Source organism: Streptomyces sp. NPDC020917, from assembly GCF_044333795.1.
Taxonomy (GTDB): Bacteria; Actinomycetota; Actinomycetes; order Streptomycetales; family Streptomycetaceae; genus Actinacidiphila.
Genome location: NZ_JBIRRR010000011.1, coordinates 117,736 through 142,890, shown reverse-complemented (window position 1 = coordinate 142,890; position 25,155 = coordinate 117,736). Strand labels below are relative to the sequence as shown.

The 25,155-nt window shown below is 73.0% G+C and carries 18 protein-coding genes; 11 read left to right on the top strand and 7 right to left on the bottom strand.

Annotation, left to right across the window (positions count from 1 at the left end; translation table 11 throughout):
• Positions 1-56: 56 nt before the first annotated feature.
• Positions 57-230 (top strand): hypothetical protein, encoded by a 174-nt coding sequence (locus tag ACH4TG_RS23625; protein ID WP_398244439.1) that lies wholly within the window; start codon positions 57-59, stop codon positions 228-230.
• A gap of 93 nt (positions 231-323) precedes the next feature.
• On the opposite strand, the gene ACH4TG_RS23620 is transcribed toward ACH4TG_RS23625, so the two are convergent.
• The 6 genes from ACH4TG_RS23620 to ACH4TG_RS23595 all read right to left on the bottom strand — a co-directional run bounded on the left by ACH4TG_RS23620 (position 324) and on the right by ACH4TG_RS23595 (position 10,979).
• Positions 324-2,582, bottom strand: coding sequence for an alpha-L-rhamnosidase C-terminal domain-containing protein (locus ACH4TG_RS23620; protein WP_398244438.1), 2,259 nt, complete (start codon positions 2,580-2,582; stop codon positions 324-326).
• 315 nt (positions 2,583-2,897) lie between these two features.
• Positions 2,898-4,040: an alpha/beta fold hydrolase gene (locus ACH4TG_RS23615; RefSeq protein ID WP_398244437.1), complete on the bottom strand. Its 1,143-nt coding sequence runs from the start codon at positions 4,038-4,040 to the stop codon at positions 2,898-2,900.
• 117 nt (positions 4,041-4,157) lie between these two features.
• Positions 4,158-4,994, bottom strand: a complete 837-nt coding sequence (locus ACH4TG_RS23610; protein ID WP_398244436.1) for an alpha/beta hydrolase fold domain-containing protein — start codon at positions 4,992-4,994, stop codon at positions 4,158-4,160.
• A 67-nt stretch (positions 4,995-5,061) separates the two neighbouring features.
• Positions 5,062-6,345 carry an SH3 domain-containing protein gene (locus ACH4TG_RS23605; RefSeq protein ID WP_398244435.1) on the bottom strand — a complete coding sequence of 428 codons (1,284 nt, stop codon included), beginning with the start codon at positions 6,343-6,345 and terminating at the stop codon, positions 5,062-5,064.
• Positions 6,346-7,151: 806 nt separating this feature from the next.
• Positions 7,152-7,439 (bottom strand): antibiotic biosynthesis monooxygenase family protein, encoded by a 288-nt coding sequence (locus tag ACH4TG_RS23600; RefSeq protein WP_398244434.1) that lies wholly within the window; start codon positions 7,437-7,439, stop codon positions 7,152-7,154.
• A gap of 618 nt (positions 7,440-8,057) precedes the next feature.
• Entirely contained in the window at positions 8,058-10,979 is a 2,922-nt protein-coding gene (locus tag ACH4TG_RS23595; protein ID WP_398244433.1) for a glycoside hydrolase family 3 C-terminal domain-containing protein, read from the bottom strand.
• Between the two features lie 424 nt (positions 10,980-11,403).
• Between ACH4TG_RS23595 and ACH4TG_RS23590 the strand changes: the two genes are divergently transcribed.
• The 7 genes from ACH4TG_RS23590 (at position 11,404) to ACH4TG_RS23560 (ending at position 20,919) form a co-directional block, all read left to right on the top strand.
• Positions 11,404-13,089, top strand: a complete 1,686-nt coding sequence (locus tag ACH4TG_RS23590; protein WP_398244432.1) for an ABC transporter substrate-binding protein — start codon at positions 11,404-11,406, stop codon at positions 13,087-13,089.
• A gap of 88 nt (positions 13,090-13,177) precedes the next feature.
• The gene (locus ACH4TG_RS23585; protein WP_398244431.1) at positions 13,178-14,179 is read left to right on the top strand and encodes an ABC transporter permease; all 1,002 of its coding nucleotides are present in this window, start codon (positions 13,178-13,180) and stop codon (positions 14,177-14,179) included.
• Positions 14,176-15,123, top strand: coding sequence for a carbohydrate ABC transporter permease (locus ACH4TG_RS23580; protein ID WP_398244430.1), 948 nt, complete (start codon positions 14,176-14,178; stop codon positions 15,121-15,123). Before ACH4TG_RS23585 ends, ACH4TG_RS23580 begins: the two co-directional genes overlap by 4 nt.
• A gap of 11 nt (positions 15,124-15,134) precedes the next feature.
• Entirely contained in the window at positions 15,135-16,145 is a 1,011-nt protein-coding gene (locus ACH4TG_RS23575) for a LacI family DNA-binding transcriptional regulator (RefSeq protein WP_398244530.1), read from the top strand.
• Positions 16,146-16,225: 80 nt separating this feature from the next.
• Positions 16,226-18,274, top strand: coding sequence for a TIM-barrel domain-containing protein (locus ACH4TG_RS23570; protein WP_398244429.1), 2,049 nt, complete (start codon positions 16,226-16,228; stop codon positions 18,272-18,274).
• On the top strand, positions 18,271-20,346 hold the full coding sequence (locus tag ACH4TG_RS23565) for a beta-galactosidase (RefSeq protein WP_398244428.1): 2,076 nt from the start codon (positions 18,271-18,273) through the stop codon (positions 20,344-20,346). The genes ACH4TG_RS23570 and ACH4TG_RS23565 overlap by 4 nt, the downstream gene beginning before the upstream one ends.
• Before the next feature lie 243 nt (positions 20,347-20,589).
• Complete coding sequence (locus ACH4TG_RS23560) at positions 20,590-20,919, top strand: hypothetical protein (RefSeq protein WP_398244427.1); 330 nt, start codon at positions 20,590-20,592, stop codon at positions 20,917-20,919.
• Positions 20,920-20,952: 33 nt separating this feature from the next.
• Here the strand turns inward: ACH4TG_RS23560 and ACH4TG_RS23555 are convergent, their stop codons facing one another.
• Complete coding sequence (locus tag ACH4TG_RS23555; protein WP_398244426.1) at positions 20,953-21,417, bottom strand: GNAT family N-acetyltransferase; 465 nt, start codon at positions 21,415-21,417, stop codon at positions 20,953-20,955.
• A 93-nt stretch (positions 21,418-21,510) separates the two neighbouring features.
• Between ACH4TG_RS23555 and ACH4TG_RS23550 the strand changes: the two genes are divergently transcribed.
• The 3 genes from ACH4TG_RS23550 (at position 21,511) to ACH4TG_RS23540 (ending at position 25,073) form a co-directional block, all read left to right on the top strand.
• Positions 21,511-22,521: an ADP-ribosylglycohydrolase family protein gene (locus ACH4TG_RS23550; protein WP_398244425.1), complete on the top strand. Its 1,011-nt coding sequence runs from the start codon at positions 21,511-21,513 to the stop codon at positions 22,519-22,521.
• Between the two features lie 422 nt (positions 22,522-22,943).
• On the top strand, positions 22,944-23,999 hold the full coding sequence (locus tag ACH4TG_RS23545; protein ID WP_398244424.1) for a glycoside hydrolase family 11 protein: 1,056 nt from the start codon (positions 22,944-22,946) through the stop codon (positions 23,997-23,999).
• A gap of 42 nt (positions 24,000-24,041) precedes the next feature.
• A complete protein-coding gene (locus tag ACH4TG_RS23540) occupies positions 24,042-25,073 on the top strand; it encodes a polysaccharide deacetylase family protein (RefSeq protein WP_398244423.1) in 1,032 nt (343 codons plus the stop codon).
• The last annotated feature ends 82 nt before the right edge of the window (positions 25,074-25,155 follow it).

The window sequence follows — 25,155 nt, the reverse complement described above, 5'->3', positions numbered from 1 at the left end:
GCCGCGCCGGTGACGCCGGCCACCCGCGCGGAAAACCGGTCGACACCGCGGGCACCGTGCACTGGGATGGCGGCGAGCGCCCGCCGGACGAGCCGGCCGACCGCAGGAGTCCGTCCTGGCACCCGACGTACGCCTGCGTCTCCTGCGCCGCCGTGAACCCCCGCGTGGCCGTGAACCCTTGCGTGGCCGGGCAGACCACCCGGCAGATCACCCAGGCCCTCCTCGGCTGAGGACTCTGCCGCGGCACTCGGTCCGGCCTGCCCGGACCGAGTCGCCGTGCACGCGGGGCCCCGGCCGCCGGCCGGAGCCCCGCGCCGCACGGCCTACAGGTTCTGCGCGTGCAGCACGTGGTGGCCGGCCTGCACGCCGTCCACGTACACGTACTGGCCGTCGCTCGTGGCGTTCGCGCCGCCTGCCGCCCGCGAACCGTCCCACACCAGGCGCCCGTCGAGCCGGACACTCACCCGCTTGCCCTGCGTCGGCACGGCGAGCCGGCCCGACGTCCCGGCCGGGGTCGTCGCGTGGAGCTGGAAGCCCTGGGTGAGCGCCTGCCAGGACACGGCGATGTCGCCGTGCGGCGTCGGCACGCTGCCCTGCGCCCACTTCAGGCCCGCCGGGTGCGGCACGACCGCGTACGAGGTGAAGCCGGCTCCCGTCGGCGTCACGCCGAGCACCTGGTCGGTGAGGGTGACCGTCGGGCCGGAGGCCCAGCCGTGCGCGAGGCTGGTGAACTGGCTGATGCCCGGATCACCGGCGGCGTTGGCCTTCTCCCACCACGCGCTGCCCGGGTCCTTGGAGAGCATGTAGCCCCAGAAGGCGCGCATCAGTTCCAGGCCGCTCGCCTGCGTGTCCCCGGACGCGTCGGGCACCGCGAGACGGGCGCTCGCCTCGAAGCCGCTGGGCAGCGGCTCGTACATCGGCCCCATCGGGGCATGGGCGGCGCTCGGCGACACCGTGAGGGAGCCGTGCGTGCTCCAGGTGTTCTGGTGCAGGTAGTCCATGGCGCGCTGCGCCTGGCCGGCGTCGGCGACCCCGGTGAGCACCGCCGTGGCGTTGGCGTCCTGCGGGTACACGCCGGGAGTCTCGCGGGAGAGCCGGTAGGCGCCGGTCGCGCCGTCCCACAGCTGGTCGTTGATCGCCTTCTTCAGCACCACCGACCGCGACGCGTACGAGGCCGCGTCCGACGCGGCACCGTGGGCCTTCGCCAGCTCGGCCATCTCGTCGAGGTTGCGGGCGTACAGGGCGTTGACATACGTCTCGTGGCCGCAGTCGCTGTAGCCGTAGTGGCCGCAGGAGCCGACGTTGCCGAAGGCGATCAGGCCCTGCGGGTCCTGGCTGCGCACCGACTCCAGCCAGGTCATCGCCTTGGTCAGCGACGGCCACCACTTGTCGAGGTAGGCCTTGTCCCCGGTGTAGAGCCAGTGCTCGTAGTGGTTGTAGACGTACCACGTCACGTACTCGCCGTAGGTGCGGATCTCGTCCTCGTTGTGCTGGCCCACCAGGCTCTCGCCGGGCACGTAGCCGTCGGAGAGCTGCTGCGCCGACAGGGAGGACAGCGAGTTGTCGACCGCGGCGAGGTCGCCGGTGCTCAGGTAGGTGACGGGGGCCTGGATCGCGAGGTCGCCCTGCCAGACGATGCGGTCGCGCTTCGCGCCGTCGAAGATGACCTCCTGACCGGGGTCGGCGTACGGCACCTGAGAGTCGGCGTGGTCCGGCTCACCCGCCGTGTAGGGCCAGCTCTTGGCCGTGTCGGACATCCAGGTGTCCATCTGCACGGTGTACGCGCCCGCGTACCAGATCTTGTTGAGCTCGTTGTCGCTCGACAGGAACCAGCCCTGGTAGTCGGCGGGGTTCGCCTGCTTCGGGACCGCGTCGAAGGACAGCGAGACGCCGTCGACGTCCACCCAGCCGGCACCGTCCAGGAAGAGCGTCGCGTAGCGGAATCCGCCGCGGAGCTGGGGGTCCGTCACGGTGGCGGGCAGCTTCGACGCGTCGAAGTCCAGGGTGTGGCTGTCGGCGTCGTAGGTGTACGCGACGCCGGGGTAGCCGGTCCAGATGTTCGCCGTGTCGCAGCCGGGCGCGTACGCGGCCTCGCCGTTGTTGGCCTGCGGCGTGGTCGCGGCGAACTGCCGGGACTCGCTGAAGCACACGTGGATCTTGGGCGGCGTCGAGGAGGCCCCGGCGACGTGGACGCGGATCTTCCCGCCCACCTCCTTGCCGAAGTCGAGGGTCAGCAGCGGCGACTGCGTGCGGTCGCCGCTGCTGACCAGCCGCACCGGTTTCACCGAAGGGCCGCCGAGCGCGGCCTTCGGGTCGCCCTGGATGGCGCCGCCGCGCGGGTCGGCGGAGAGCACCGCGACCGGCTTCACGTCATGGCTGGTGGGAGCGAGCACGTAGGGCTGCCAGTCGCCGGGCCGGGGCTGGTAGTTGCTGTCCGACCAGGGGCTCGACGGGAGCGCGCCCGGCGCGGCCGCCAGCGCCGACGGCGAGGCCAGCCCCATGGGCAGAATCGTGGCCAGTGCCGCGCTGACGGCCGCGGTCAGGGCGACCTTGCGCGTGCGATGTCTGGAAATCCTGATCATCTCCCTCTGTCCCGGGGGCGAGTGATTGGTACGTTTCAATCACCGCCCCGGCGAGGCTAGCCACGCCCCAGGATTGAATCAACGTTTCAACCAGGATCTCTCCAAAGATCGTCAGCCGAGGGAGTGGCTGCTCATCTACCCAGCTCAGCAACGGTGTTGCGGCCTTCAGGTCCACGGTCGAGGCCGGTGGGAGCCGGCCCGCGGTCCCTCCCGGCCCCGGTCGGACCGGTGCGCCGGGGTGCTGTCCGCCGGCGGGTGGGACGACCCATCCGGAACGTTTCACTGGCCCGGCATCTCCCGTGCGCGGGACGGGGTTCAGCCGGCAGGCGGAGCCGCGGCGATCCGCCCGGCCAGCTGCTCCACGGCCGCGGCGACCGCACCCGGGCTGGAGACCATGGTCAGGTGGCGGGCGCCGGGGATGAGCGTCGGCGCCGGCGCGCCGACGCGGCGGGCGGTCTCCTGCGGGGTCTGCTTCGAGAAGACGTCGTCGTCGGAGCCGAACACCACCGACTTGGGCACCGGCACCGCGGCCAGCCGGGCCACCTGGTCCGCGGGCAGGCCGGGGACGCCCTCGCCGAGCATGCTCCACAGCGCGCCCTCGGCGCCCGCGACCTGCAGCGGACGGCGCCACTGGTCGACGCCCGCACCGTCGAGCCGCGGGCAGGCGGGCCCGCACTGCGCGTTGTAGATGCTGCGGATCACGCCGTCGATGCCCAGGCCGATCCGCAGCAGCGTGGTGCGGTACGGGGGGAGCAGCACGTACTTCAGGGCCGGCGGCGGCCCCGCACCCGTGTCGAGCGCGTCGCCGTCGAGCAGCATCACGCCCCCGATCCGCGCGGGCGCCCGCAGGGCCGCGTCGGTGACCACGGCGGCGCCGCTGGAGTGCCCGACGAGCAGCGGGTGGGCGCCGCCGAGGTGCATCGCGTCGAGGAACCCGAGCAGTTGCCGGGTGAAGTGGTCGACGGTGTACGGGCCGCGGCGCTCGCTGTAGCCGTCGCCGGTCAGGTCCAGCGCGTACACCCGGTGGTCGCGGGCCAGCAGCGGGGCCAGCCGCGACCAGGTGTCCACGTCCTCGAAGGCGCCGTGCACCAGCACCACGGGCGAGCCCGTCGTGCCCCACTCCTGGTACCGGGTGCGGATGTCCGCGGCCTGCACGTAGCTCAGCCCCCGCGGGGGAGCGGCCCGCCCGTCCGTAACCGCGTTGTAGACGAACGACGCCGCGGTGACGGCCACCCACAGCACCACGCAGCCCAGCGCGATCCGTCGCAGCCAGCGCCTCAGGCGCGGCTGGCGGCGGGGCGCGGTCCCGCCGGCCCCCGGCTCCTCGCCCTTCCCCTTGCGGCGCAGTCCGGGGACGCGGTCCCGCAGTGCGGCCCAGCGCCCTGCTCCGGCCGGGCCGTCGGCGTCGTCACGATGGCGCCGCGGGAGGAGCGGCCGGTTCAGCAGGCGAGTGGGCATGGACGCCAGCATGCCGGGCGCGGTGGCCGCGGGGCATCGTGCTCCGGAAGTCTCCCCCGGTACTCCCGCGGAAGTACCGGCCGTACAGCGGGAGTATCTGCGGTGCGACGGCATCTGTCAGGCCAGGACCGCGCGCAGCCAGGCGGCGGTGACGGCCAGCGAGGCGGGGGAGTCGAACGCGGCGTCCTCGTGGCCCGCACCGGCCAGCAGCTCGAAGCGGCTGCGCGCCCCCGCATGGCTGAGCGCCTGGTGCAGGGCGAAGCCCTGGGCGGGCGGCACGATCCGGTCGCGGTCCCCATGGGCGATCAGGAAGGGCGGCGCCTGCGGCGAGACCCGGGACAGCAGGCTCAGCCCCCGCGCGCGCTCCGCCAGTTCCCCCGGGTCGCCGGTGCCCAGCAGGTCCGCCTCGAAGCGGAACGGCAGCAGCCGCGCCTCGATCGCGCTCCGCGCGGCGGAGGCGGCGAGGTCGGCCTGGCCGAACCAGTGCACGACCGCCTGCACGGCGCTGGACCGGTCGAGGTTGCCGCCCACCTCGCCCTCCAGCGCGGCGTCGCCGGCGGACAGCGCCAGCAGCGACCCCAGGTAGGCCCCGGCGGACGCGCCCCAGACGCCGAGGCGTTCGGTGGCGAGCCCCAGGTCCGCGCCGTGCGCGCGCAGCCAGCGCACCGCGCCCTTCAGGTCGTGCAGCGGGCCGGGGAACGTCGTGGCCGGGGCGAGCCGGTAGTCGACCGACACCACGGTCACCCCGAGGGCGGCGAGCGGCGCCAGCCGCCGGTCCGCGTCCTCGCCCCGGTCGCCCCTGCTCCACCCGCCCCCGTGCGCGTACAGCACCACCGGGTCGTCCTGCCGCGCGGCGCGGTGGACGTCGAGCCGCAGGTCCTCCCCGCCCGCGGTCGCGTACACCAGCCCGCGTTCGACGCGGCCCGTCCCGGCCGCACCCGATGCACTCGTCACGCGCCCATCCTAGGAACGGGCCGGCCGTCCCCGCGGACGGCGCGACGCCCGCGGGGAGGGCCGCCGGTCAGCAGTCGGGTATGACGGTGCCGTTGTTGTCCTTCGCCTCGTCGTTCCCCCAGCGGGACAGGTAGTACGCCGACACGTACTGCCCGGCGGGCCCGACGTCCGGGTCCGTCCTCAGCCACCAGTGGTTGTACGTGGTGCTGGTGCCGATCATCCGGCCCCACGCCTTGCAGTACACGTAGTTCGTGCCGCCGTACAGCGTGCCGGTCTGCGCGGTGCTGGTCGGCGAGGCGTACACCGCCGCGTCGGCGAACGTGTCCACCCAGTACTTGGCGGCCGGCGCCGAGGCGACGTCGAACGTGACGTCCACCCAGTCGTTGTCCGTCATCCCCAGGCCGTCCCAGAACGTCCCGTCGGCCAGGTCGATGCCCGCCGGGTTGGCCACCGCGCGGCCGAACTGGTCGTGGCCGCCGTTGTACCCGCTCTGGTACGCCGCCTGCGCCTCGGGCGTGCCCTGCGGAAGGTCGCCCCACGACTCGCGCACCCCGGACGGGTTCCAGTAGTCGTCCGTGGTGTTCCACGGGCCGACGTCCCAGATCGGCGCGGTCTCGCACCGGCTGCCGTGGCAGACCCGGACCTGGTACGTGGTGCTGCCGTTCGCGTCCAGCAGCCGCCGTGAGGGCAGCGCGACGAAGTGGTCGCGGCTGGCGATCACATGGCCGTTGGCGGTGGTCCCGCCGACCAGGCCCTCGCGGGTGGCGAACACGCGGTAGGTGACGGACGTCATCGGCGCGGCCTGCGGCGGCGCCGCCTGCGGGGTCCCCACGGCCGACAGCCGCACGGCCGAGACGGCGGGGGCCTGCGCGCCCGCGGGCGACCCCAGCACGAGGCGCACCTGCACGGTGGAGACGGGGGCAGGGAAGGAGACGGGGCTGCCGGCGGTGGCCGTCGTCCACTGGCTCCACCGGCCCGCGGCGTCCCGGCCGCGGACGTCGGTCTCCACGCTGGAGCCGCGGGGACGCGTGGCCGTGGTCTCCACAGCCAGCGCCCCCACGCTCCGGCCGAGCGCCGAGGCGGGCGCCGTGTACTCGGCGTACGCGCGGTCCGCCGGCATCGCGGCCGGGTGCGCCCGCAGGTTGCGGACCGTCAGCCGCCCGTCCGCGACGACGGTGTTGCTCCGGTCCGCGGTGGCGGCCCCGAGGTCCACCGTCCAGCTGTTCGCGGACGCCGGAGCGGCGGGGTCGGGCCCCGTCCTGGCGTGGGCCGCGCCCTGCAGCGACAGCGAGCCCAGCAGGGCCGCGAGGGCGGTCAGGACGAGGGGGATGCGGCGCCGGGCCTGGTGCATGTGTGCTCCTCGCGTACGGATGTGGCGAGCGGTCAGGTCGTCTGTGCGGGGGGCGATCCTCTGCGGTGCCTGTGGGGATCTTCTGCGGTTCCTGTGGGGAGCGGAGGGAGGCTCACCGGGGCCGCGGTGGGCGGCAACCGATTGTCTGGTACATGGCAAGTTCGCGCCACCCGTTCTCCGTCCCGCCTCGAGCGGGGTCGGCTCCGCCTGGAGGTGTTCCGGGCCGCCTCGCGCTGCGCGTGGCCGTCTGCTGGTCTCGTCGCGCCCCCTCGGCAACCGGGGTGCCCCCGGGTGTGCTCTGCCGCCTGCCGCGCCGTCTCGGCTGGTCGCGCAGTTCCTCGCGCCCCTGGCGGTGCACCTTCGGTGGGTGGGGTCGGGGCCGCCACGGGAGTGTCTCCTCGGAACTGTGCGTGCGGCTCCCTCCGCGAAGTGGGCCGGGTGTGTGCACAGTTCCTGCGGGGACACTCCCGCACCGTCCCCTCCCAGCCCGGCCCCCGACTGCGGGAGAAATTGAGCCTGGGGTCACCCCGCAGGGGCGCGGGGTCCCCCAGGGCTTCGCCTGGGAGGTGCCCCCAGCGCGACCAGCCCCAACCGCTCCGCACCCGGCAACGCACACCCGGGGGCACCCCAGGCCCCCGCCCCGGAGGGGCGATGCTCCAGGAGTGCGGGGAACTCCGCGCCCAGCCAGAGGGCACGTCGCGGACGGCAAATCACCTCGCGGGGCAGCCCGGTTGCCGAGGGATGCGGTGGCGCTGGGCGCGGGCGGTCCGAAGAGGCCGAGCAACAAATAGAGCTGGGGCGTGCGTTCAGAGATCCTGGAGGGTCACTTCGAACACCTCGGCCGTCGGAGCCTCGACTCCGGCCTCTTCTTTGACACGCTCACGCGTAGCGGCGTTGTTGGCCTCCAACTGGCGCAAGTCCTCCTCGGAATCCCAGAAGGAGATCAGCAGCGCTTTCCCGTTGTCGCGGTCGATGAGGTACTGGAAGCCCTTCAGCCCGGGGGGTTGCGCCGCCGCGAGTTGCTCTTGGACGAGAGCGGCCAGTGCGTCGAGCTTTTCGGCCGGCTGATGGAAAGTCTGAACCCGCGCGAACATGAGAGGCGCCTTCCTTCTTTGACGGCGTCGAACGAGCTGCGGCGGATGGCTTCTTCGGTGATGGTACCGAAGCGGGCTTCGACGAGGTCGCGGCATCTGGGCTGCCCCTGGCCGCCGTTGCCGGGTGCGGTGCCCGTCGTTGCTGGTCGCGGAGTTCCCCGCGCTCCTGGGAGCATCGCCCCTGCGGGGCGGGGGTTCGGGGTGCCCCCGGGCCGCCGTTGCCGGGTGCCCGGTGCGTGGGTGGCTGGGCGCGCAGTTCCCCGCGCCCCTATGGGTGGACGCCGTCCAAATTCCTCCCGCAGTCGGGGGCCGGGCCGGGAGGGGACGGTGCGGGAGTGTCCCCGCAGGAACTGTGCATCCTCCCGGGTGAGCCAAAGGAGAAGGCCGCACGCACAGTTCCGAGGAGACACTCCCGTGGCGGCCCCGACCCCACCCACCGAACGTGCACCGCCAGGGGCGCGGGGAACTGCGCCACCAGCCACAACGACGCCGCACGACGGCAAAGCACACCCGGGGGCACCCCGGCTGCCGAGGGGCACGGGGAGGGCGGGGCCCGGTCAGGGGGAGACCAGGGCCCCGCCTGGGAGAGGGGGCAACGGAGGACGTTGCGGCTGGACGTCAGGCGGTGAAGCGGAGCCGCATCAAGCGTTGTTCGCCGTACTGGAGGGCCACCAGGTCGTGCGGCCCCTCCGGCAGGAGGGAGGCGAGGGGCACCGTGACGGACGTCCAGGAGTAGCGGCTGCCGGTGGACGGCACCTTCACCGAAGCCAAGGCGCCGCCGCCCACCTGGAGTTCGAGCCGAGCCTCGCCCGGCTCCGTGCGGGAGACGTCGACGGTGACGCTGCGGGCCCCGGCCAGGTCGAGCCCGCGGTAGAGCAGCCTCGCGGGGGAGGCGGGGTCGGCCGGGGCGACCGCGTCGCCCGCGGTGCGGGTGGCGTCGACCAGGACGGCGTTCGCGTAGTCGTCGAAGTCCGCCGCGTCGATGGCGCGGTCGACTGCCGGGCGGGGCCGGGGCGGCGGCCCGGTGACGGTCAGGGACGCGCACCCGGTGACGTCGCCTGCGGAGCGCGCGGCCAGGACCTCGTAGCCGCCGGGGTCGACGGTGAACGCGCCGGTCGCGACCGACCAGTGCGCGAGCGCGTCCGCCGCGTCGAGGGCGAACGCCACCTCCTCGGACTCGCCCGGCGCCAGCCGCACCTTGCGGAAGCCGGCGAGCTTCAGCTGCGGCGCCTCGTAGCGGGCGTCGAGCGCGCGCACGTACAGCTGGACGGTCTCGGTGCCGGGCCGGGAGCCGGAGTTGGTGACCGTGACCGTGGCGGTGACCGTGCCGTCCTGGGCGATGCTGCTGTGGGACAGGACCGGCGCGCCCTGGGTGAAGCGGGTGTACGACAGTCCGTGGCCGAACGGGTAGAGGGGCGCGGCCCGGTGGTACTGGTAGGTCCAGCCGGCCTTGATGATGTCGTAGTCGAGGCGGTCCGGCAGGGTGTCGCCCGCCCGGTACCAGGTCTGCGGGAGGCGGCCGGCCGGCTCCGCGTCGCCCAGCAGCACCGAGGCCAGGGCGCGGCCGGTCTCCTGGCCGCCGTGCGAGGTCCACAGCACCGCGGGCAGGTGCGCGTCGGCCCAGTCGACGGTGTAGGGGTAGCTGCTCATCACGACCAGTACCGTCTCCGGCCGCACCGCGGCGACCTCGCGCAGCAGCCGCTCCTGCGCCGGGGGCAGGCCCAGGCCGGCGCGGTCCTGCGCCTCGCGCCCGTTGATGTGCGGGTCGTTGCCGAGCACGACGACCACGGTGTCCGCGCGGGCGGCGGAAGCCACGGCCTCGGCGACGCCGTCGCGGACGACCGACCGGGTGAAGCGCTCCGCGTCCGCCGGGTCCTCCGCGGCGACGGCGACGGCGCCCGTGGCCGGGTCGACGACCGCGTACCGCCCGGTGAGGACGCTGCGCAGCAACACGGTTGCGTCGTCCTGGCGTTCGAGGCGGAAGGTCTCGTGGACGTCCCAACCGCCGGGCTGGTGGCGGTCGGCGGTCAGGGAGCGGTCCTCGTTGAGGCCGGCATAGCGGCCGGTGGCGGCGTTGCGCAGGGTGAGCACGCCCAGGTCCCAGTCGAAGACGTCGAACTGCGCGGCGGGGTCGTCGACGCCGGCCGGCCCGGCGCCGTCCGCGGGGGCGGCGGCGGTCAGCCGCCCGTCGGCGCCGACCGCGGTGAGCGCGGCACCGGTGGTGGCGGCGCGCAGCACGACGCGGTCCACGCCCTCGACGGTCTCGACGCGGCCGCCGCGCTCGCCGGCGGCCGCGGCCAGCCCGGCCGCCGCGGTGATCCGGTACGGCATCGAGCCGCTGTACCAGTCCTCGTACAGGGTGTCGGCGAGCGGTCCGACGACCGCCACGCGCCCGGCCCCGGACAGCGGCAGCAGGTCCGCGGTGTTCTTGAGCAGCACGATCGACTCGGTCGCGGCCCGGAGGGCGAGCGCGCGGTGCGCGGGGGAGTCGACCAGGTCCCAGCCGGTGCCCGCGTACGGGTCGCGCTGCGGGTCGAACTCGCCGAGGCGGAAGCGGATCGACAGCTGGCGGCGCACCGCGCGGTCGATGTCGGGGTCGGTGAGCAGGCCGCGCTCGCGGGCCTCGGTGAACCTCTCGAAGGTCGTGCGGGTGTCCTCGCCGTTGTCGGTGAAGCTGTCGATGCCGGCCTTCAGCGCGGCCGCGTGGGCGGCGGCGTGGTCGTCGAAGTAGTGCTCCTCGTCGACGAGGTTCGACGGCCCCTGGGCGTCGCTGACCACGAACAGCTCGTGGCCGGTCGGCTCGGCCCAGCGCCGCAGCTCGTTCTCGATCAGCGGACTGACGTGGCAGGGGCGGCCGTTGACCAGGTTGTACGCGGCCATGGCGCCGGTCGCGGCACCGCAGGCCACGGCCGGGCGGAAGGCCGCCAGGTCGTACTCGTGCAGCACCCGCGCGCGCACCCCCGAGGAGGTGGTGCAGCGGTCGTCCTCGTTGTTGTAGGCGAGGAAGTGCTTGAGCACGGGGGCGGTGCGCAGGAACTCGGGGTGGTCGCCCGTCATCCCGCGGCAGAAGGCCACCGCGAGGCGGGCGGTGGCCACCGGGTCCTCGGAGTAGCCCTCCTCGTTGCGGCCCCAGCGCGGGTCGCGCAGCAGGTTCACCACCGGCGCCCACGCCTGCAGACTGGTGCGTCCCTCACCGACCACGGGGGGCCGGTGGTAGTGGAAGGCCCGCTGCTCGGTCGAGGTGGCGGTGGCGACCTGGTGGACCAGCTCCTCGTCCCAGGTCGCGCCGAGCCCGACGGCCTGCGGGAAGGTGGTGGCCTCGCCGAGCCAGGCCACACCGTGCAGCGCCTCGTGGCCGGTGCGGAACGCGGCCAGGCCGAGGCGGGGGACCGCGGGCGCGTACTGGTGCAGCATCGCGATCCGCTCGTCGGTGGTGAGCCGGGCCAGCAGGTCGTCGACGCGCTCGCGCAGCGGCAGCGCGGGATCGCGGAACGGGAGCCGGTCCACGGGCAGCTCGGCGGGCACGGAGGCAGTACTCACAGCGGGAAACCCCTTGCGCGGTGCGGAGGTTGGCGGCGGAGGCACGACGGGAGCAGGGATCGAGCCGTCCACCGACGCGAGTTGAAACGCTTCGAAGCTGACATGCGGGTGCCGATCGTGTCAACCAGATGTTCCGCCGCGATGTCGTCCCCGGGTCGTGCTTCATCGTCCTGATCAGGAATTGTCGTGCTGATCAGGCACGATGGCGGGCTGGGTCGCCGCAGGCCGCATCCGGAAGATTTTCTGCTCAGCCACTTGTCGAACCTGTCATGCGTGATTACTCTCGCCGCAACGTTGAAGCGCTTCGACACCCTCCCCTTCGAGGCGCTGCGCGCTTCCCGCACGTCCTCCGCGTGCACCACGCATCCGCATGCACCCCCCATCACGCTCGTCACGGAACCTCACAGGCGAAGGGCCGTCCACCATGAGCAGCGAGTTGAACCGCAGAACCTTCGTGACCGGCGCGGCCGCCGTCGCCGGCACCGCAGCGCTGGCACCCCTGCTGGCCGCGTGCGGCGGAGGCGGCAGCAAGAGCCACGGAGGCACGAACAGCAAGTCCGGCAGCGCCGCGGCGCTGCCGGCGTACATGCCCAGCTCCGCCGTCCACCCCGACATCGCCTCGACGAGCGGTGCCCACGACGCCCTCACCGACCCCGGCTTCCTGAAGTACCCGGCGAGCCCGGTCAAGTCCGTCACCGAAGTCCCGGGCGCCGGCGGCCACTACACCGCGATCACCCCGCTGTGGGCCACCGTCCCGGCGCCGGGCAACGCCTTCTACGAGGCGATGAACAAGGCGCTGGGCGCGACGCTGACGATGAAGCCCGGCAACGGCAACACCTACAACACGACGATCCCCACGCTGACCGCGGCCCGCAAGCTCCCCGACTGGGTGCAGCTGCCCGGCTGGTGGAACCCGCTGTTCAAGGTCGGCGAGCTGGCCGGCACCCAACTGGCCGACCTCACGCCGTACCTGGCCGGCGACAAGATCAAGAAGTACCCCAACCTGGCGGCGCAGCCCACCGGCGCCTGGCAGGCCGGCATGTGGCAGGACAAGCTGTACGGCATCCCCACCTTCGCCAGCGGGTTCGCCCTGCCCGGCCAGTACTACTACCGCGGCGACGTGTTCGCGTCGAAGGGCATCAACGCCTCGGACGTGAGGTCCGCCGACGACCTGGTGAGCCTCGGCAAGGAGCTGACCAGCGCGAAGGCCGGGGTGTGGGCTTTCGACGACGTGTGGCAGTACACCGACCAGATCTTCGGCTACGCGCAGAAGTTCACCATCAGCGGCGGGAAGCTGATGCACAAGTACGAGCAGCCGGAGTTCATCGAGGCGCTCAACTGGTGCTACAAGCTGGCGAAGTCCGGGCTCATGCACCCCGACGCGCTGGCCGGCAACAACAACGACGCCAAGACCCGGTTCTTCGCCGGGAAGACGCTGATCGTCGCCGACGGCCAGGGCGCCTGGAACGAGGCCGACGCGCAGTCCGGTACCGCCGCCGACAAGAACTACCGCCGCGCCTCCTTCACGCCGTTCTCCGCGGACGGCAAGGCCACGCCGCAGCTCTTCATGAACCCGTCCTCGGGGATGTTCAGCTACCTCAACGCCAAGCTGAAGCCGGCGCAGATCGAGGAGTGCCTGCGCATCGCCAACTACCTGGCGGCCCCGTTCGGGACGGCGGAGTACACCCTGGTCAACTTCGGCGTCGAGGGCGTCCACTACACCCGCGGCGCCAACGGCCCGACGCCCACCAAGGCCGGCCAGGCGCAGGTCCAGGCGCAGACGTTCCCGTTCCTGGCCACCGCGGTCAACGTGATCAACAACCCGGACTTCCCGCAGCTGACCCAGGACCGCTGCGTGTGGAACTCCGAGGCCGCCAAGTACGCCTACAAGCCGGTGTTCTGGAACATGAACATCACCGTGCCGTCCCGCTTCGCCACCGCCGACGCGGCGCAGGCGGTCGAGGACACCATCAAGGACGTCTACCACGGCATCAAGCCCGTGTCCGCCTTCCAGGACGCGCTCAGCACCTGGAAGGGAAGTGGCGGCGGCGACCGGCTGGTCGCCTGGTACCAGAGCACCGTCCTCGACAAGTTCGGCTCCGGCCAGTAACGACCGGCAGCCGCGACGCCGCGTGCCCGTCCTCCCCGGCGGACACGCGGCGCGGCCCGGCCGGCACGCGCCGCACGAAGGAGGAACCGTGGCCTCGACTGTCGCCACAGATGGCAAGGAACACCGCAACGGCGAGGAGGGCGTTGCGGGCGAACCCCCCGCGGAACGACCACCGGCCAGGAGGCTGAACTGGCGGATCCGGCTGCGCCGGGACAAGTCGCTGATCCTGATGACGCTGCCCGCGGTGGCGCTGCTGGTGGTGTTCAACTACCTGCCGATGGTGGGCACGCTCACCGCGTTCCAGTACTACGACCCGCTGGACGGCGTGCGCCACAGCGAGTGGGCCGGGCTGGACAACTTCCGGCAGCTGTTCGGCGATCCGCTGTTCTGGCACGCTCTGGAGAACACCCTCTACATCAGCGCGGTCCAGTTGGTGCTGTTCTTCCCGATCCCGATCCTGCTGGCGCTGCTGCTCAACTCGGTGCTGAGCCAGCGGATCCGCTCGGTGATCCAGGCCATCACCTTCCTGCCGCACTTCTACTCGTGGGTGCTGGTTGTCACCCTGTTCCAGCAGATGATCGGCGGCGCCGGGCTGCTCAACCAGTTCCTGCGCCAGCACGACATGGGGACCTGGGACTTCATGACCAACCCGCACACCTTCGTGCTGCTGGTCACCTCGCAGGTCGTCTGGAAGGACGCCGGCTGGGGCATCATCGTCTTCCTCGCCGCGCTGTCCGCCATCGACCAGAACCTGTACGAGGCCGCGGCCGCGGACGGCGCGGGGCGCTGGCGGCGGATGTGGCACATCACCCTGCCCGGCATGCGCGCCATCATCGTGCTGATGCTCGTGCTGCGCCTGGGCAACGCGCTGTCCGTCGGCTTCGAGCAGATGCTCATCCAGCGCTTCGCAGTCGGGCACGACGCCGCCGACGTCCTCGACACGTTCGCCTACTACTACGGCATCGGCACCCAGAACTACAGCTACGGCGCGGCGGCCGGCATCTTCAAGAGCGTCATCTCGCTGCTGCTGATCTGGGGTGCGAACACGCTGGCCCACCGCTTCGGCGAGGACGGACTGTACCGGAAATGACCACTGCGACGACGTCCTCCGCTGCCGCCCGCCCGGCCCGCCGCCCCTCCCGGCGGCCGGTGTGGGAGGAGCCGCCGAGCGCGGCCGGCCAGAGCGCCAAGGGCCTGACCCTCGGCGTGGTGGTGCTGCTGATCCTGGTCCCGGTGTACTGCGTGGTGCTCACCAGCATCTCCACCCCGGGATCCATCAACCGGGCCGGCGGGCTGGTGCTGGTGCCCGACGGCATCACCTTCGACGCGTACACCACGATGCTCACCGGCGGGCCGGTGCGGCAGGCGCTGCTGGTCACCCTCGGCGTCACCCTGGTGGGAACGGCCATCTCCATGGTGGTGTCCGTGCTGTGCGCGTACGGCCTGTCCCGGTCCCGTTCGCTCGGCCACCGCTTCCTGCTGATGGTCCTGGTGGTCACCATGTTCGTCAGCGGCGGCCTGATCCCCACCTTCCTGGTGGTCAGCGACCTCGGCGGCTACGGCAGGTACTGGGCGCTGATCCTGCCGAGCGCGGTGAGCGTCTTCAACATCCTGGTGCTGCGCAGCTTCTACTCCGGGACCGCCGCGGAACTCATCGACGCCGCCCGCATGGACGGCGCGAGCGAGTGGCGGATCCTGTGGTCCGTGGTGCTGCCGACCTCCCGCGCGGTCACCGCGGTGATCACCCTGTTCTATGCGGTCGGCTACTGGAACACCTTCTTCAACGTCATGCTCTACATGCCCACCGAGAGCACCAAGTGGCCGCTCCAGTACGTGCTCTACGAGTACGTCAACCTCGGGATGAACATGCCCGGTCAGGTCAACTCCGGCTTCGGCTCCGGGCACTCGCAGACCGCACCGCTGTCGCTGCAGATGGCCGTCGTGGTGCTCACCCTGCTTCCGATCATGCTCGTGTTCCCGTTCATGCAGAAGCACTTCGCCAAGGGCATGCTCACCGGGGCGATCAAGGGATGAGGTCCACCAGGATGGTGACACTGGCCGAGGTGGCCCGGCACGCGGGCGTCTCCCCGAGCACCGTCAGCTACGTCCTGAGCGGCAAGCGCTCGATCTCGACGGCCACCCGCAAGCGCGTCGAGCTGGCGATCAGCGAACTCGGCTACCACCCGCACGCCGGCGCGCGGGCGCTCGCCGGCAAGCGCTCGCACATCATCGCCCTGGTCGTCCCGCTGCGCATCGACGTGTACGTGCCGGTGATGATGGAGATCGCGCTGTCGGTCACCGTCGCCGCCCGCGAGTACGGCTACGACGTGCTGCTGCTCACCAACGACGAGGGCCCCGACGGGGTCCGCCGGGTCGCCGCCAGCGGCCTGGCCGACGGCGTCATCCTGATGGACGTCGAGATGGACGACGCGCGCATCCCCGTGCTGCGCGACACCGGCACCCACGCCGCCCTCATCGGGCTGCCCGCCGACAGCAGCCGGCTGGCCTGCGTCGACCACGACTTCGCGCAGGCCGGCGCGCTGTGCGCCGAGCACCTGGCGGACCTCGGCCACCGCGACATCGCGTTCATCGGCTACGCCCCGGCCGTCTACCAGCGGCACGCCGGCTACGCCGAGCGGACCCTGACCGGCTTCCGCCGCGCCGCCGACGCCCGCGGCCTGCGGATCCTGCACCGCCCCTGCGAGGGCTCCTACGAGAGCACCGCGGGCGCCCTCGCCCGCATCCTCGCCGACCGGCCGGCCACCACCGGCTTCGTCGTGCAGAACGAGGGCGCCATCGGGCCGCTGCTGAGCCTGCTGCGCACCAGCGGCCGGATCGTCCCGGAGGACGCGTCCGTCGTCGCCCTGTGCTCCGACCCGCTGGCCGAGCAGTACTCCCCGGCGCTCACCGCCGTCGCCGGCCCGGCCCGCGAACTCGGCCGCCAGGCCGTCGACCTGGTGATGAACCGGGTCAACGGCCGCCCCGTGCAGGAGGTCACCCTGCTCACCCCCGAGCTGACCCGCCGGGAGAGCTCAGGGCCCGCCCCGGTCCGCTGACGGCCGGCCGCCCACCTCGCCCGCCCCATCCCCCCGCACTCCAACGCCCGTTCTCCGCACCCCCTTTGGAGTCCTGACACATGGCCACGTTCTTCCACGACCTCGGCCACGCCCTGGAGTGGCGCGCCAAGGGCGAGACCCTGCGCGTCGAGGCGTGGGGCCCCGACGCCGTGCGCGTCCGCGCGACGCCCGGCGGCCCGCTGCTGCACGACCTGCCCGGGGCGCTGCTGCCCGAGGCCGCGGCCACGGGGGACAAGCCCGTCATCACCATCGGCGAGCACACCGCCACCCTCGTCAACGGCGCGCTGACGGTGCGGATCGACGCCCGCACCGAGGGCAAAACCGTCCCCGAACTGCTGCCGTCCGCGGGACAGGTGACGTTCCTGCGGACCGACGACGGAAGCGAGCTGCTCGCCGAGGAGCCGCACCACTTCTGGTGGCCCGGCGCCCGGCTCGCCACCTCCACCGGCAACGGCTACCACCGCCTGGAGCAGCGCTTCCGCGCCTACGACGGGGAGCGGATGTACGGGCTCGGCCAGCACACCCACGGCCTGCTCGACCAGAAGGGCGCGGTCATCGACCTGGTGCAGCGCAACGCCGAGGTCACCATCCCGTTCCTGCTCTCCAGCCGCGGCTACGGCCTGCTGTGGAACTCCCCGGCGATCGGCCGGGTCGAGCTCGCCGAGACCGGCACCCGCTGGGTCGCCGACAGCGCCCGCCAGATCGACTACTGGGTGACCGCGGGAGAGCCCGCCGGCATCCTGCGCCGCTACGCCGACGCCACCGGCCACCCGCCGGTGCTCCCCGAGTGGGCAGCAGGCTTCTGGCAGTGCAAGCTGCGCTACCGCACCCAGGACGAACTCCTCGGCGTCGCCCGGGAGTACAAGCGGCGCGGTCTGCCGCTCGACGTCATCGTCTGCGACTTCTTCCACTGGACGCACCTGGGTGAGTGGCGGTTCGACCCGGCGGAATGGCCCGACCCGCAGGCCATGGTCGACGAACTCGCCTCCATGGGCGTCCGGTTGATGGTCTCGGTGTGGCCGTCGGTGAGCCCGCTCAGCGAGAACTACGCCACGATGGCCGACCACGGCCTGCTGATCGGCACCGAACACGGCCCGATCGCCCACGCCGACTGGCCCGACAAGGGCCTGGCCGCGTACTCCGCCCAGGTCGCCTTCTATGACGCGACCCATCCCGAGGGGCGCGCCTTCGTCTGGGACCGGCTCAGGGACCACTACCACCGGCACGGCATCACGACCTTCTGGCTGGACGCCTGCGAGCCGGAGCTCAAGCCCGGCCACCCCGCCAACCTCCGCTACCACGAGGGTCCCGGCCTCGAGGTCGGCAACCTGTACCCGCGGGAGAACGCGCGGATGGTCTGGGAGGGACTGCGGGCCGAGGGGGAGACGGAGGTCGTCTCCCTCAACCGCTCCACCTGGGCCGGCGCGCAGCGGTACGGCGCGGCCCTGTGGTCCGGCGACATCGCCACCACGTTCGCCTCGCTGCGCGCCCAGATCAAGGCCGGGCTCAACGTCATGCTCTCCGGCATCCCCTGGTGGACCACCGACATCGGCGGCTTCCACGGCGGCGACCCGGACGACCCCGCCTACCGGGAACTGCTCGTCCGCTGGTTCCAGTACGGCGCGTTCTGCCCGCTGTTCCGCCTGCACGGCTTCCGCGGCCCCGAGCAGAAACTCGAACCGGCCATGACCGGCCTGCCCAACGAGGTCTGGTCGTACGGCGAGGAGGCGTACCCGATCCTGCGGGACTACCTGCACCTGCGGGAGCGGCTGCGCCCGTACGTCATGGAGCAGATGCGCGAGGCGGCCGGCACCGGACTGCCGCCGATGCGCCCGCTGTTCGTGGACTTCCCGCAGGATCCGGGCAGTTGGACCGAGGGCGGGACCTCGTTCCTGCTCGGCCCCGACCTGCTGGTCGCCCCCGTGACGGAGGCCGGCGCCCGCGAGCGCGAGGTGTACCTGCCGGCCGGCGCCGAGTGGACCGACGCGTGGACCGGACAGGGCCACACCGGCGGTGCGGTGGTGCGGGTGGCCGCGCCGCTGGAGCGGATCCCGCTGTTCCTGCGCGACGGGGCCGTCCTGCCCATCGCACCACGGGGGACGGCGTGACCGCCCGCCTCGTCCGGCACCTCGGCGGCCGGCTGGCCTTCGGCGGCGACTACAACCCCGAGCAGTGGGACGAGGCCGTCTGGCGCGAGGACGACGAACTGATGCGCCGCGCGCGGGTCAACCTCGCGACGGTTGGGGTGTTCTCCTGGGCGCTGCTCGAACCCGCCGAGGGCCACTACGCGTTCGGGTGGCTGGACGCCCAACTGGACCGGCTGCACGCGCAGGGAGTCGCCGTCGACCTGGCCACCCCGACCGCCTCCCCGCCGCCCTGGTTCACCCTCGCCCACCCCGACGCGATGCCCGTCACGGCGGACGGCGTGCGGCTGACCCATGGCAGCCGCGACACGTACTGCCTGGCCGCCCCCGCCTACCGCCGGGCGGCCCGGGCCCTCGCCGCGGCCCTGGCCGAGCGCTACGCCGGCCACCCCGCGGTGGCCATGTGGCACGTCCACAACGAGTACGCCACGGTGTGCTGGTGCGACCACGCCGCCGCCGCGTTCCGCCGCTGGCTGCGGGCCCGCCACGGCACGCTCGACGCCGTCAACGCCGCCTGGGGGACGGCCTTCTGGAGCCAGCGCTACGCAACCTGGGAGGAGATCCAGCCGCCGCGCGCCACCCAGTGGCACCGCAACCCCGGGCTCACCCTGGACTACCGCAGGTTCTGGTCCGACGAGGCGCTGGCCGCCTACCGCGAGCAGCGCGACGCGATCCGTGCCGCGGCCGGGCCCGAGCGTCCGATCACCACCAACCTCATGCTGCCCGGGTACCAGACCCTGGACCTGTGGGCGTTCGGCCGCGAGGTCGACTTCGTCGGCGTCGACCACTACCCCGACACTCCGGGCACCGGCGCCGCCGCCGACACCGCGTTCGGCGCGGACCGCGCCCGCTCCTTCGGCGGCGGCAAGCCGTGGCTGCTCGTCGAGCAGGGCACCAGCACGGTCTACACGGGCGACCGCACGCTGCCCAAGGAACCCGGGGAGATGCTGCGGCACACCCTCGGCCACATCGCCCGCGGGTCCGAGGGCGCGCTGTTCTTCCAGTGGCGGCAGTCCAAGGCCGGCGCCGAGCTGTGGCACTCGGCGATGGTGCCGCACGCCGGCCCGGACTCGCGGATCTTCCGCGAGGTCGCCGCGACCGGAGCGGCCGTCGCCCGGCTCGCGGAGGTCGCCGGCTCCCGGGTGCACGCCGGGGCCGCCGTCCTGCACGACGCGGACGCCTGGTGGGCGAAGGACACCCAGGGCCGGCCCTCGCCGGAGCCCGACTACCTGGGCACCCTGCGGCGCGCCCACCGCACCCTGTGGGAGGCCGGCGTCACCACCGACTTCGCGCACCCGCGCGACCCCGACCTGTCCCGGTACGCGCTGGTCGTCGCTCCCGCGCTGTACCTGCTGTCCGACGAAACCGCCGAGTCGCTGCGGCGCTACGTGGAGGCGGGCGGGACGCTGCTCGTCCAGTGCTTCAGCGGCGTCGTGGACGAGCACCACCAGGCGCGGCTCGGCGGCTACCCCGCCGCACCCCTGCGCGAGGCCCTGGGCATCCGGGTGGAGGAGCTGCGGCCGCTCGCGGCCGGGGCGCGGGCACGGCTCTCCGACGGCTCCACCGGGACGGCGTGGAGCGAGTCGGTGCGGCTCGGCGTGCCCGCCGGTGGCGACGGCGGTTCCGCCGCCGAGACCGTCGCCGCCTACACCGAGGGGATGCTCGCCGGGCAGCCCGCCGTCACCCGCCACGCCCACGGCGCGGGCACCGCCTGGTACGTCTCCACCCAGCTCGACGACGACGCGTACCGGGCGCTGCTCGGCCGCCTCACCGACGAGGCCGGGGTGCGGCCCGAACTGGCGCCGCAGGCCCGGACGGTAGGCGGCGACGGGCCGGGCGTCGAGGCCGTCCGGCGCCGGGCGGCCGACGGCACCGCGCGCAGCTGGCTGTTCCTCCTCAACCACACCGCCGAGCCCGTCCACCTCCCACCGTCCGCCCTCCCGGGCGGCCACGACCTCCTGACCGGCCACGACGTCCCTCCCGACGGCCTCATCCTCCCCGCGGGGGGCGCCGCGGTGATCCGCCAGGAGGGGTGAGCCGGCAGCGCACGGAGGGCGGCGGGACCCGCAGGGCACAGGCCGCGATCCGCGGCCGCCCGCGGGGAACCGGGGCAACGCCCGTTCCGTCCAAGCGGCATGGGCGGGACGAGGACATGGGGAAGGCACCGGGCGGCGGTCGTCGCGGCGGTGGGGGTGGTCGGGGCCGGGATGCTGGCCGGGTGCGGGGCCCTCGACTCGGGCGGGGCGTGCCCGGCGTACCGCGGGATTCCGACGATCACGGTGGACGCCTTGCCCTACGTGATGGCGCATCCGGGCAAGGCCGCGAGCATGGGGGTGTGCGTCCTGGACGGCGGGAGCCCGTGCGACGAGGCATTCGCGGCCGACCGCCGGGTGGCGGTCACCGCCACGCAGGCGGTGCGGGAGATGGGCCACCTGGACGCGGGCACCTACCGCATCCGCGTGGCGCTGGACAACGCCGCTGGGCAGCGGGTGCTCACCAGCACGGGCGAGCTGGTGGTCCACTACACCGACGGCGGGCGCTGCAAGAACATGGTCGGGAACCACGGCACGAGCCGGGTCGACGCCCGGGGCCGGATCAGGACGACCTGACCCCGCCGGCCCGGCGCCCGCCGGCCGGTTCCGTCAGCGGGGCGGGTCGAGGGCGAGCTTGAAGCCGACGTGGGTGGGCCGGAAGCCGAGCCGCTCGTAGAAGCGGTGGGCGTCGGCCCGGGTGGCGTCCGACGTCAGCTGGACCAGGGCGCAGCCCCGCTCGCGCGCCCGGTCCACGCACCACTGGATGAGCGTGCTGCCGAGCCCCGTCCCGCGGGCCGCACTGCCGATCCGCACCGCCTCGATCTGCGCGCGGGTCGCCCCCTTGTGGGACAGGCCCGGCAGATACGTCAGTTGGGCGGTGCCGATCACCGCGCCCGCTGCCTCGGCCACCACCAGCACGTGCTGCGGGTCGCCGTCGATCTCGGCGAACGCCGCCTCGTAGGGCCCCAGGTCCTCCGGCGACTCCCGCAGGCGTCCCAGCTCGTCGTCGGCCAGCAGCGCCACGATGGCGGCCACGTCGCCGGCGACCGCCGGCCTGATGATGATCTCGCTCATGCCCCCACCTCATCACACCTCTCCCGCGCTCCCCGCCGGAGGTCCATGCGGTAGACCTGTGGTCCGGCCGAGGCGGCGGAACGAGGGGGCGGCATGAAGAGGGCGGCGACGGGCGCGTTGCTGGGGCTGGCGTTCGGTGACGCCATGGGTTTCCCGACGGAGTTCAACGACATGGCCCGGATCGCGGCGACGTACGGTCCCTGGCGCACCATGCCGCTGCCGCTCTCGGCAGGACGGGCCTACGTCACCGACGACACGCAGATGACGCTGGCGCTGGGGGAGGGGCTCGCCGAGGCGCTGGACGCGGGCGCGCTGACGGCGCGGCGGATGCTGCCGCCGGTGCGGCGGCGGTTCGTCGAGTGGTGCTTCTCGCCGGAGAACAACCGCGCGCCCGGCGGGACCTGCCTGCGGGCCTGCGAGGCGCTGAGCCGCGGCGGGCGGTGGCAGGACGCGAGCGAGATCGGGTCCAAGGGGTGCGGGGCGAACATGCGCGTCGCGCCGCTCGGCCTGGTGCCGGGGCTGGACGCCGGGCAGCGGTCCGGTGCCGCGCAGTTGCAGGCGGCGCTGACCCACGGGCATCCGACCGCGCTGGCGGCCGCGGACCTGACGGCGGAAGCCGTGCACCTGCTCGCCGGGGGCCTGCCACCGGCGGAGCTGGTCGGTGAGCTGCGGGCGTGCGCGCGGGCCGGGCGGGAGACGTACCGGGCCGACTGGCTGGGGGATCTGGCCGAGCGGGCGCCCGACCGGGACGCGGCGGCCTTCGCCGCGCGCGGGTGGGACGAGTGCCTGGCCGTGCTCGACCGGCTGGAGGCGGCGCTGGCGGCGCCCGATCCCGAGGCCGATCCGTGCCTGGCCACCGGGGCGGGGTGGGTGGCCGAGGAAGCGCTGGCCACCGGCCTGTACTGCTTCCTGATGCTGTCCGGCGACCCGGAGGCCGTGGTGCGGCGGGCCGCCTACTCCTCGGGGGACTCCGACTCCGTCGCCGCGCTGGCGGGGGCGTTCGCCGGGGCGCACCACGGTGCGGACGCGTGGCCGCAGGAGTGGGTGCGGGTCGTGGAGTACCGGGAGCGGCTGCTCGGGCTGGGGCGGTCCTGGGACGTCTGAGACGGCGTCAAGTCTTCCCGAAAGTTTCGTTCCCTCTCGGCCGACTGCCGGTCGAGCGGCCGGACCACCCCCGAATGTGGGGCGGGTTGACCGGTTCATCTGCCCAACTGAGCTGGAGTAATGCCGAATTAGTGCGCGCACGGGGCGCGGCGATCGTTTCGCCAGTGTTGCCGAAACTGTTGACAGCGGTCGGGCGCAGATCAACACTGGGCGCCGTCGGCAGACCTCAACCCCTGTCGACTGCGGGTCACCACGCCCCACGGTGACCCGTCGGCCGGTCGCCGGGCGCACGGCGACCGGTCGCATCGGCGCCTTGCCCGAGCCGGAACGCGGTCGCCGTCGCCCCAGTGCCCACCGACAGCCGCGCACCGCCGGGTCATGACGCCTGCCCCCCACCCGCCTCACGAGGAGGAAGCGCGCACATGAACGACACCCTCACCCCCCGCGGCGGCCGCAGAGCCGGCCGCCTGCGGCTGCTGCTCAGCACCGTCTGCGCGGCCGCCCTGGTCGCCGTGGCCGCGATGATCCTGCCGGGGACCGCCAACGCCGACACGGTCATCTCGTCGAACCAGACCGGCACCAACAACGGCTACTTCTACTCGTTCTGGAGCGACGGCAACGGCTCGTCGTCCATGTCCCTGGGCTCCGGCGGCAGTTACAGCACCTCGTGGAGCAACGTCGGCAACTTCGTCGCCGGCAAGGGCTGGAGCACCGGCAGCCGCCAGACGGTGAACTACTCCGGCAGCTTCAACCCGTCGGGCAACGCGTACCTGTCGCTCTACGGGTGGACCACCAACCCGCTGGTCGAGTACTACATCGTCGACAACTACGGCACCTACAAGCCGACGGGCACGTACAAGGGCACCGTCACCAGTGACGGCGGCACCTACGACATCTACGAGACGCAGCGCGTCAACGCGCCCTCCATCATCGGCACCGCGACCTTCAACCAGTACTGGAGCGTCCGCCAGTCCAAGCGCACCGGCGGCTCCATCACCACCGGCAACCACTTCGACGCCTGGGCCGGCCACGGCATGAACCTGGGCTCGTTCAACTACCAGATCCTGGCGACCGAGGGCTACCAGAGCAGCGGCAACTCGAACATCACGCTGGGCGGCAGCGGCGGCGGCACGACGGGCGGCACCACCGGCGGCACCACCGGCGGCACGACCGGGGGTACGACCGGTGGCACCACCGGCGGTGGCGGTAGCGGCAGTTGCACCGCGGCCCTGTCCGCGGGCGAGCAGTGGAGCGACCGGTACAACCTCAACGTCTCGGTGTCGGGTTCGAGCAACTGGACCGTGACGATGAACGTCCCGTCGCCCGAGAAGATCATCGCGACGTGGAACATCAGCGCCAACTGGCCGAGCGCCCAGGTGCTGGTGGCCAAGCCGAACGGCAACGGCAACAACTGGGGCGTGACCATCCAGACCAACGGCACCTGGACCTGGCCCACGGTCTCCTGCAGCGCAGGCTGAGCCCCGTATCCCCCCACGACTCAAAGAAGCAGAGGACTGCCGATGATTCGGCCCCTACACTCCCTGGCGACGGGACTCGCCGTCGCCGCGCTCACGGTGGCCGGTGCGCTCGCCTTCGGCGCGAACGGCACCACCGCGCACGCCGCCGGGTGCAACGGCTACGTCGGGCTCACGTTCGACGACGGCCCCTCCAACGACCACACCCCGGCCGTGCTCAACGCCCTCAAGCAGAACGGCCTGCGGGCCACGATGTTCAACGAGGGCCAGTACGCGGCCTCCTACCCGGCCCAGGTCCGGGCCGAGATCGCGGCCGGCATGTGGGTCGGCAACCACAGCTACACCCATCCGCACCTCATCCAGGAGAGCCAGTCCCAGATCGACTCCGAACTCGGCCAGACCCAGCAGGCCATCGCCACCGCGGGCGGCGGCACGCCGAAGCTGTTCCGGCCGCCCTACGGTGAGACCAACGCGACGCTGAAGTCCGTCGAGGCCAAGTACGGGCTGACCGAGATCATCTGGGACGTCGACTCTCAGGACTGGAACGGCGCCAGCACCGACGCGATCGTGCAGGCCAACTCCCGGCTGACCAACGGGCAGATCATCCTGATGCACGAGTGGCCGGCGAACACGCTGGCCGCGATCCCGCGGATCGCCCAGACGCTGGCGGGCAAGGGCCTGTGCGCCGGCATGATCTCCCCGCAGACCGGCCGCGCCGTCGCCCCCACCGACGGCGGCAGTACGACGGGCGGCACCACCGGCGGCACCACTGGGGGTACGACCGGCGGCACCACGGGCGGTGGCGGTGGTGGCGGCTGCACCGCGACGCTGTCGGCCGGCCAGTCGTGGAGCGACCGGTACAACCTGAACGTCTCGGTGTCGGGTTCGAGCAACTGGACCGTGACGATGAACGTCCCGTCGCCCGAGAAGATCATCGCGACGTGGAACATCAGCGCCAACTGGCCCAGTGCCCAGGTGCTGGTGGCCAAGCCGAACGGCAACGGCAACAACTGGGGCGTGACGGTCCAGACCAACGGCACCTGGACCTGGCCCACGGTCTCCTGCAGCACCGCCTGAGCACACGGCTCCGGGCGCGCACCGCGCACGCGCGCCCCGCGCGCCCGGAGTCCCGCACCGCACCGCGTGAACCCGCACCGCG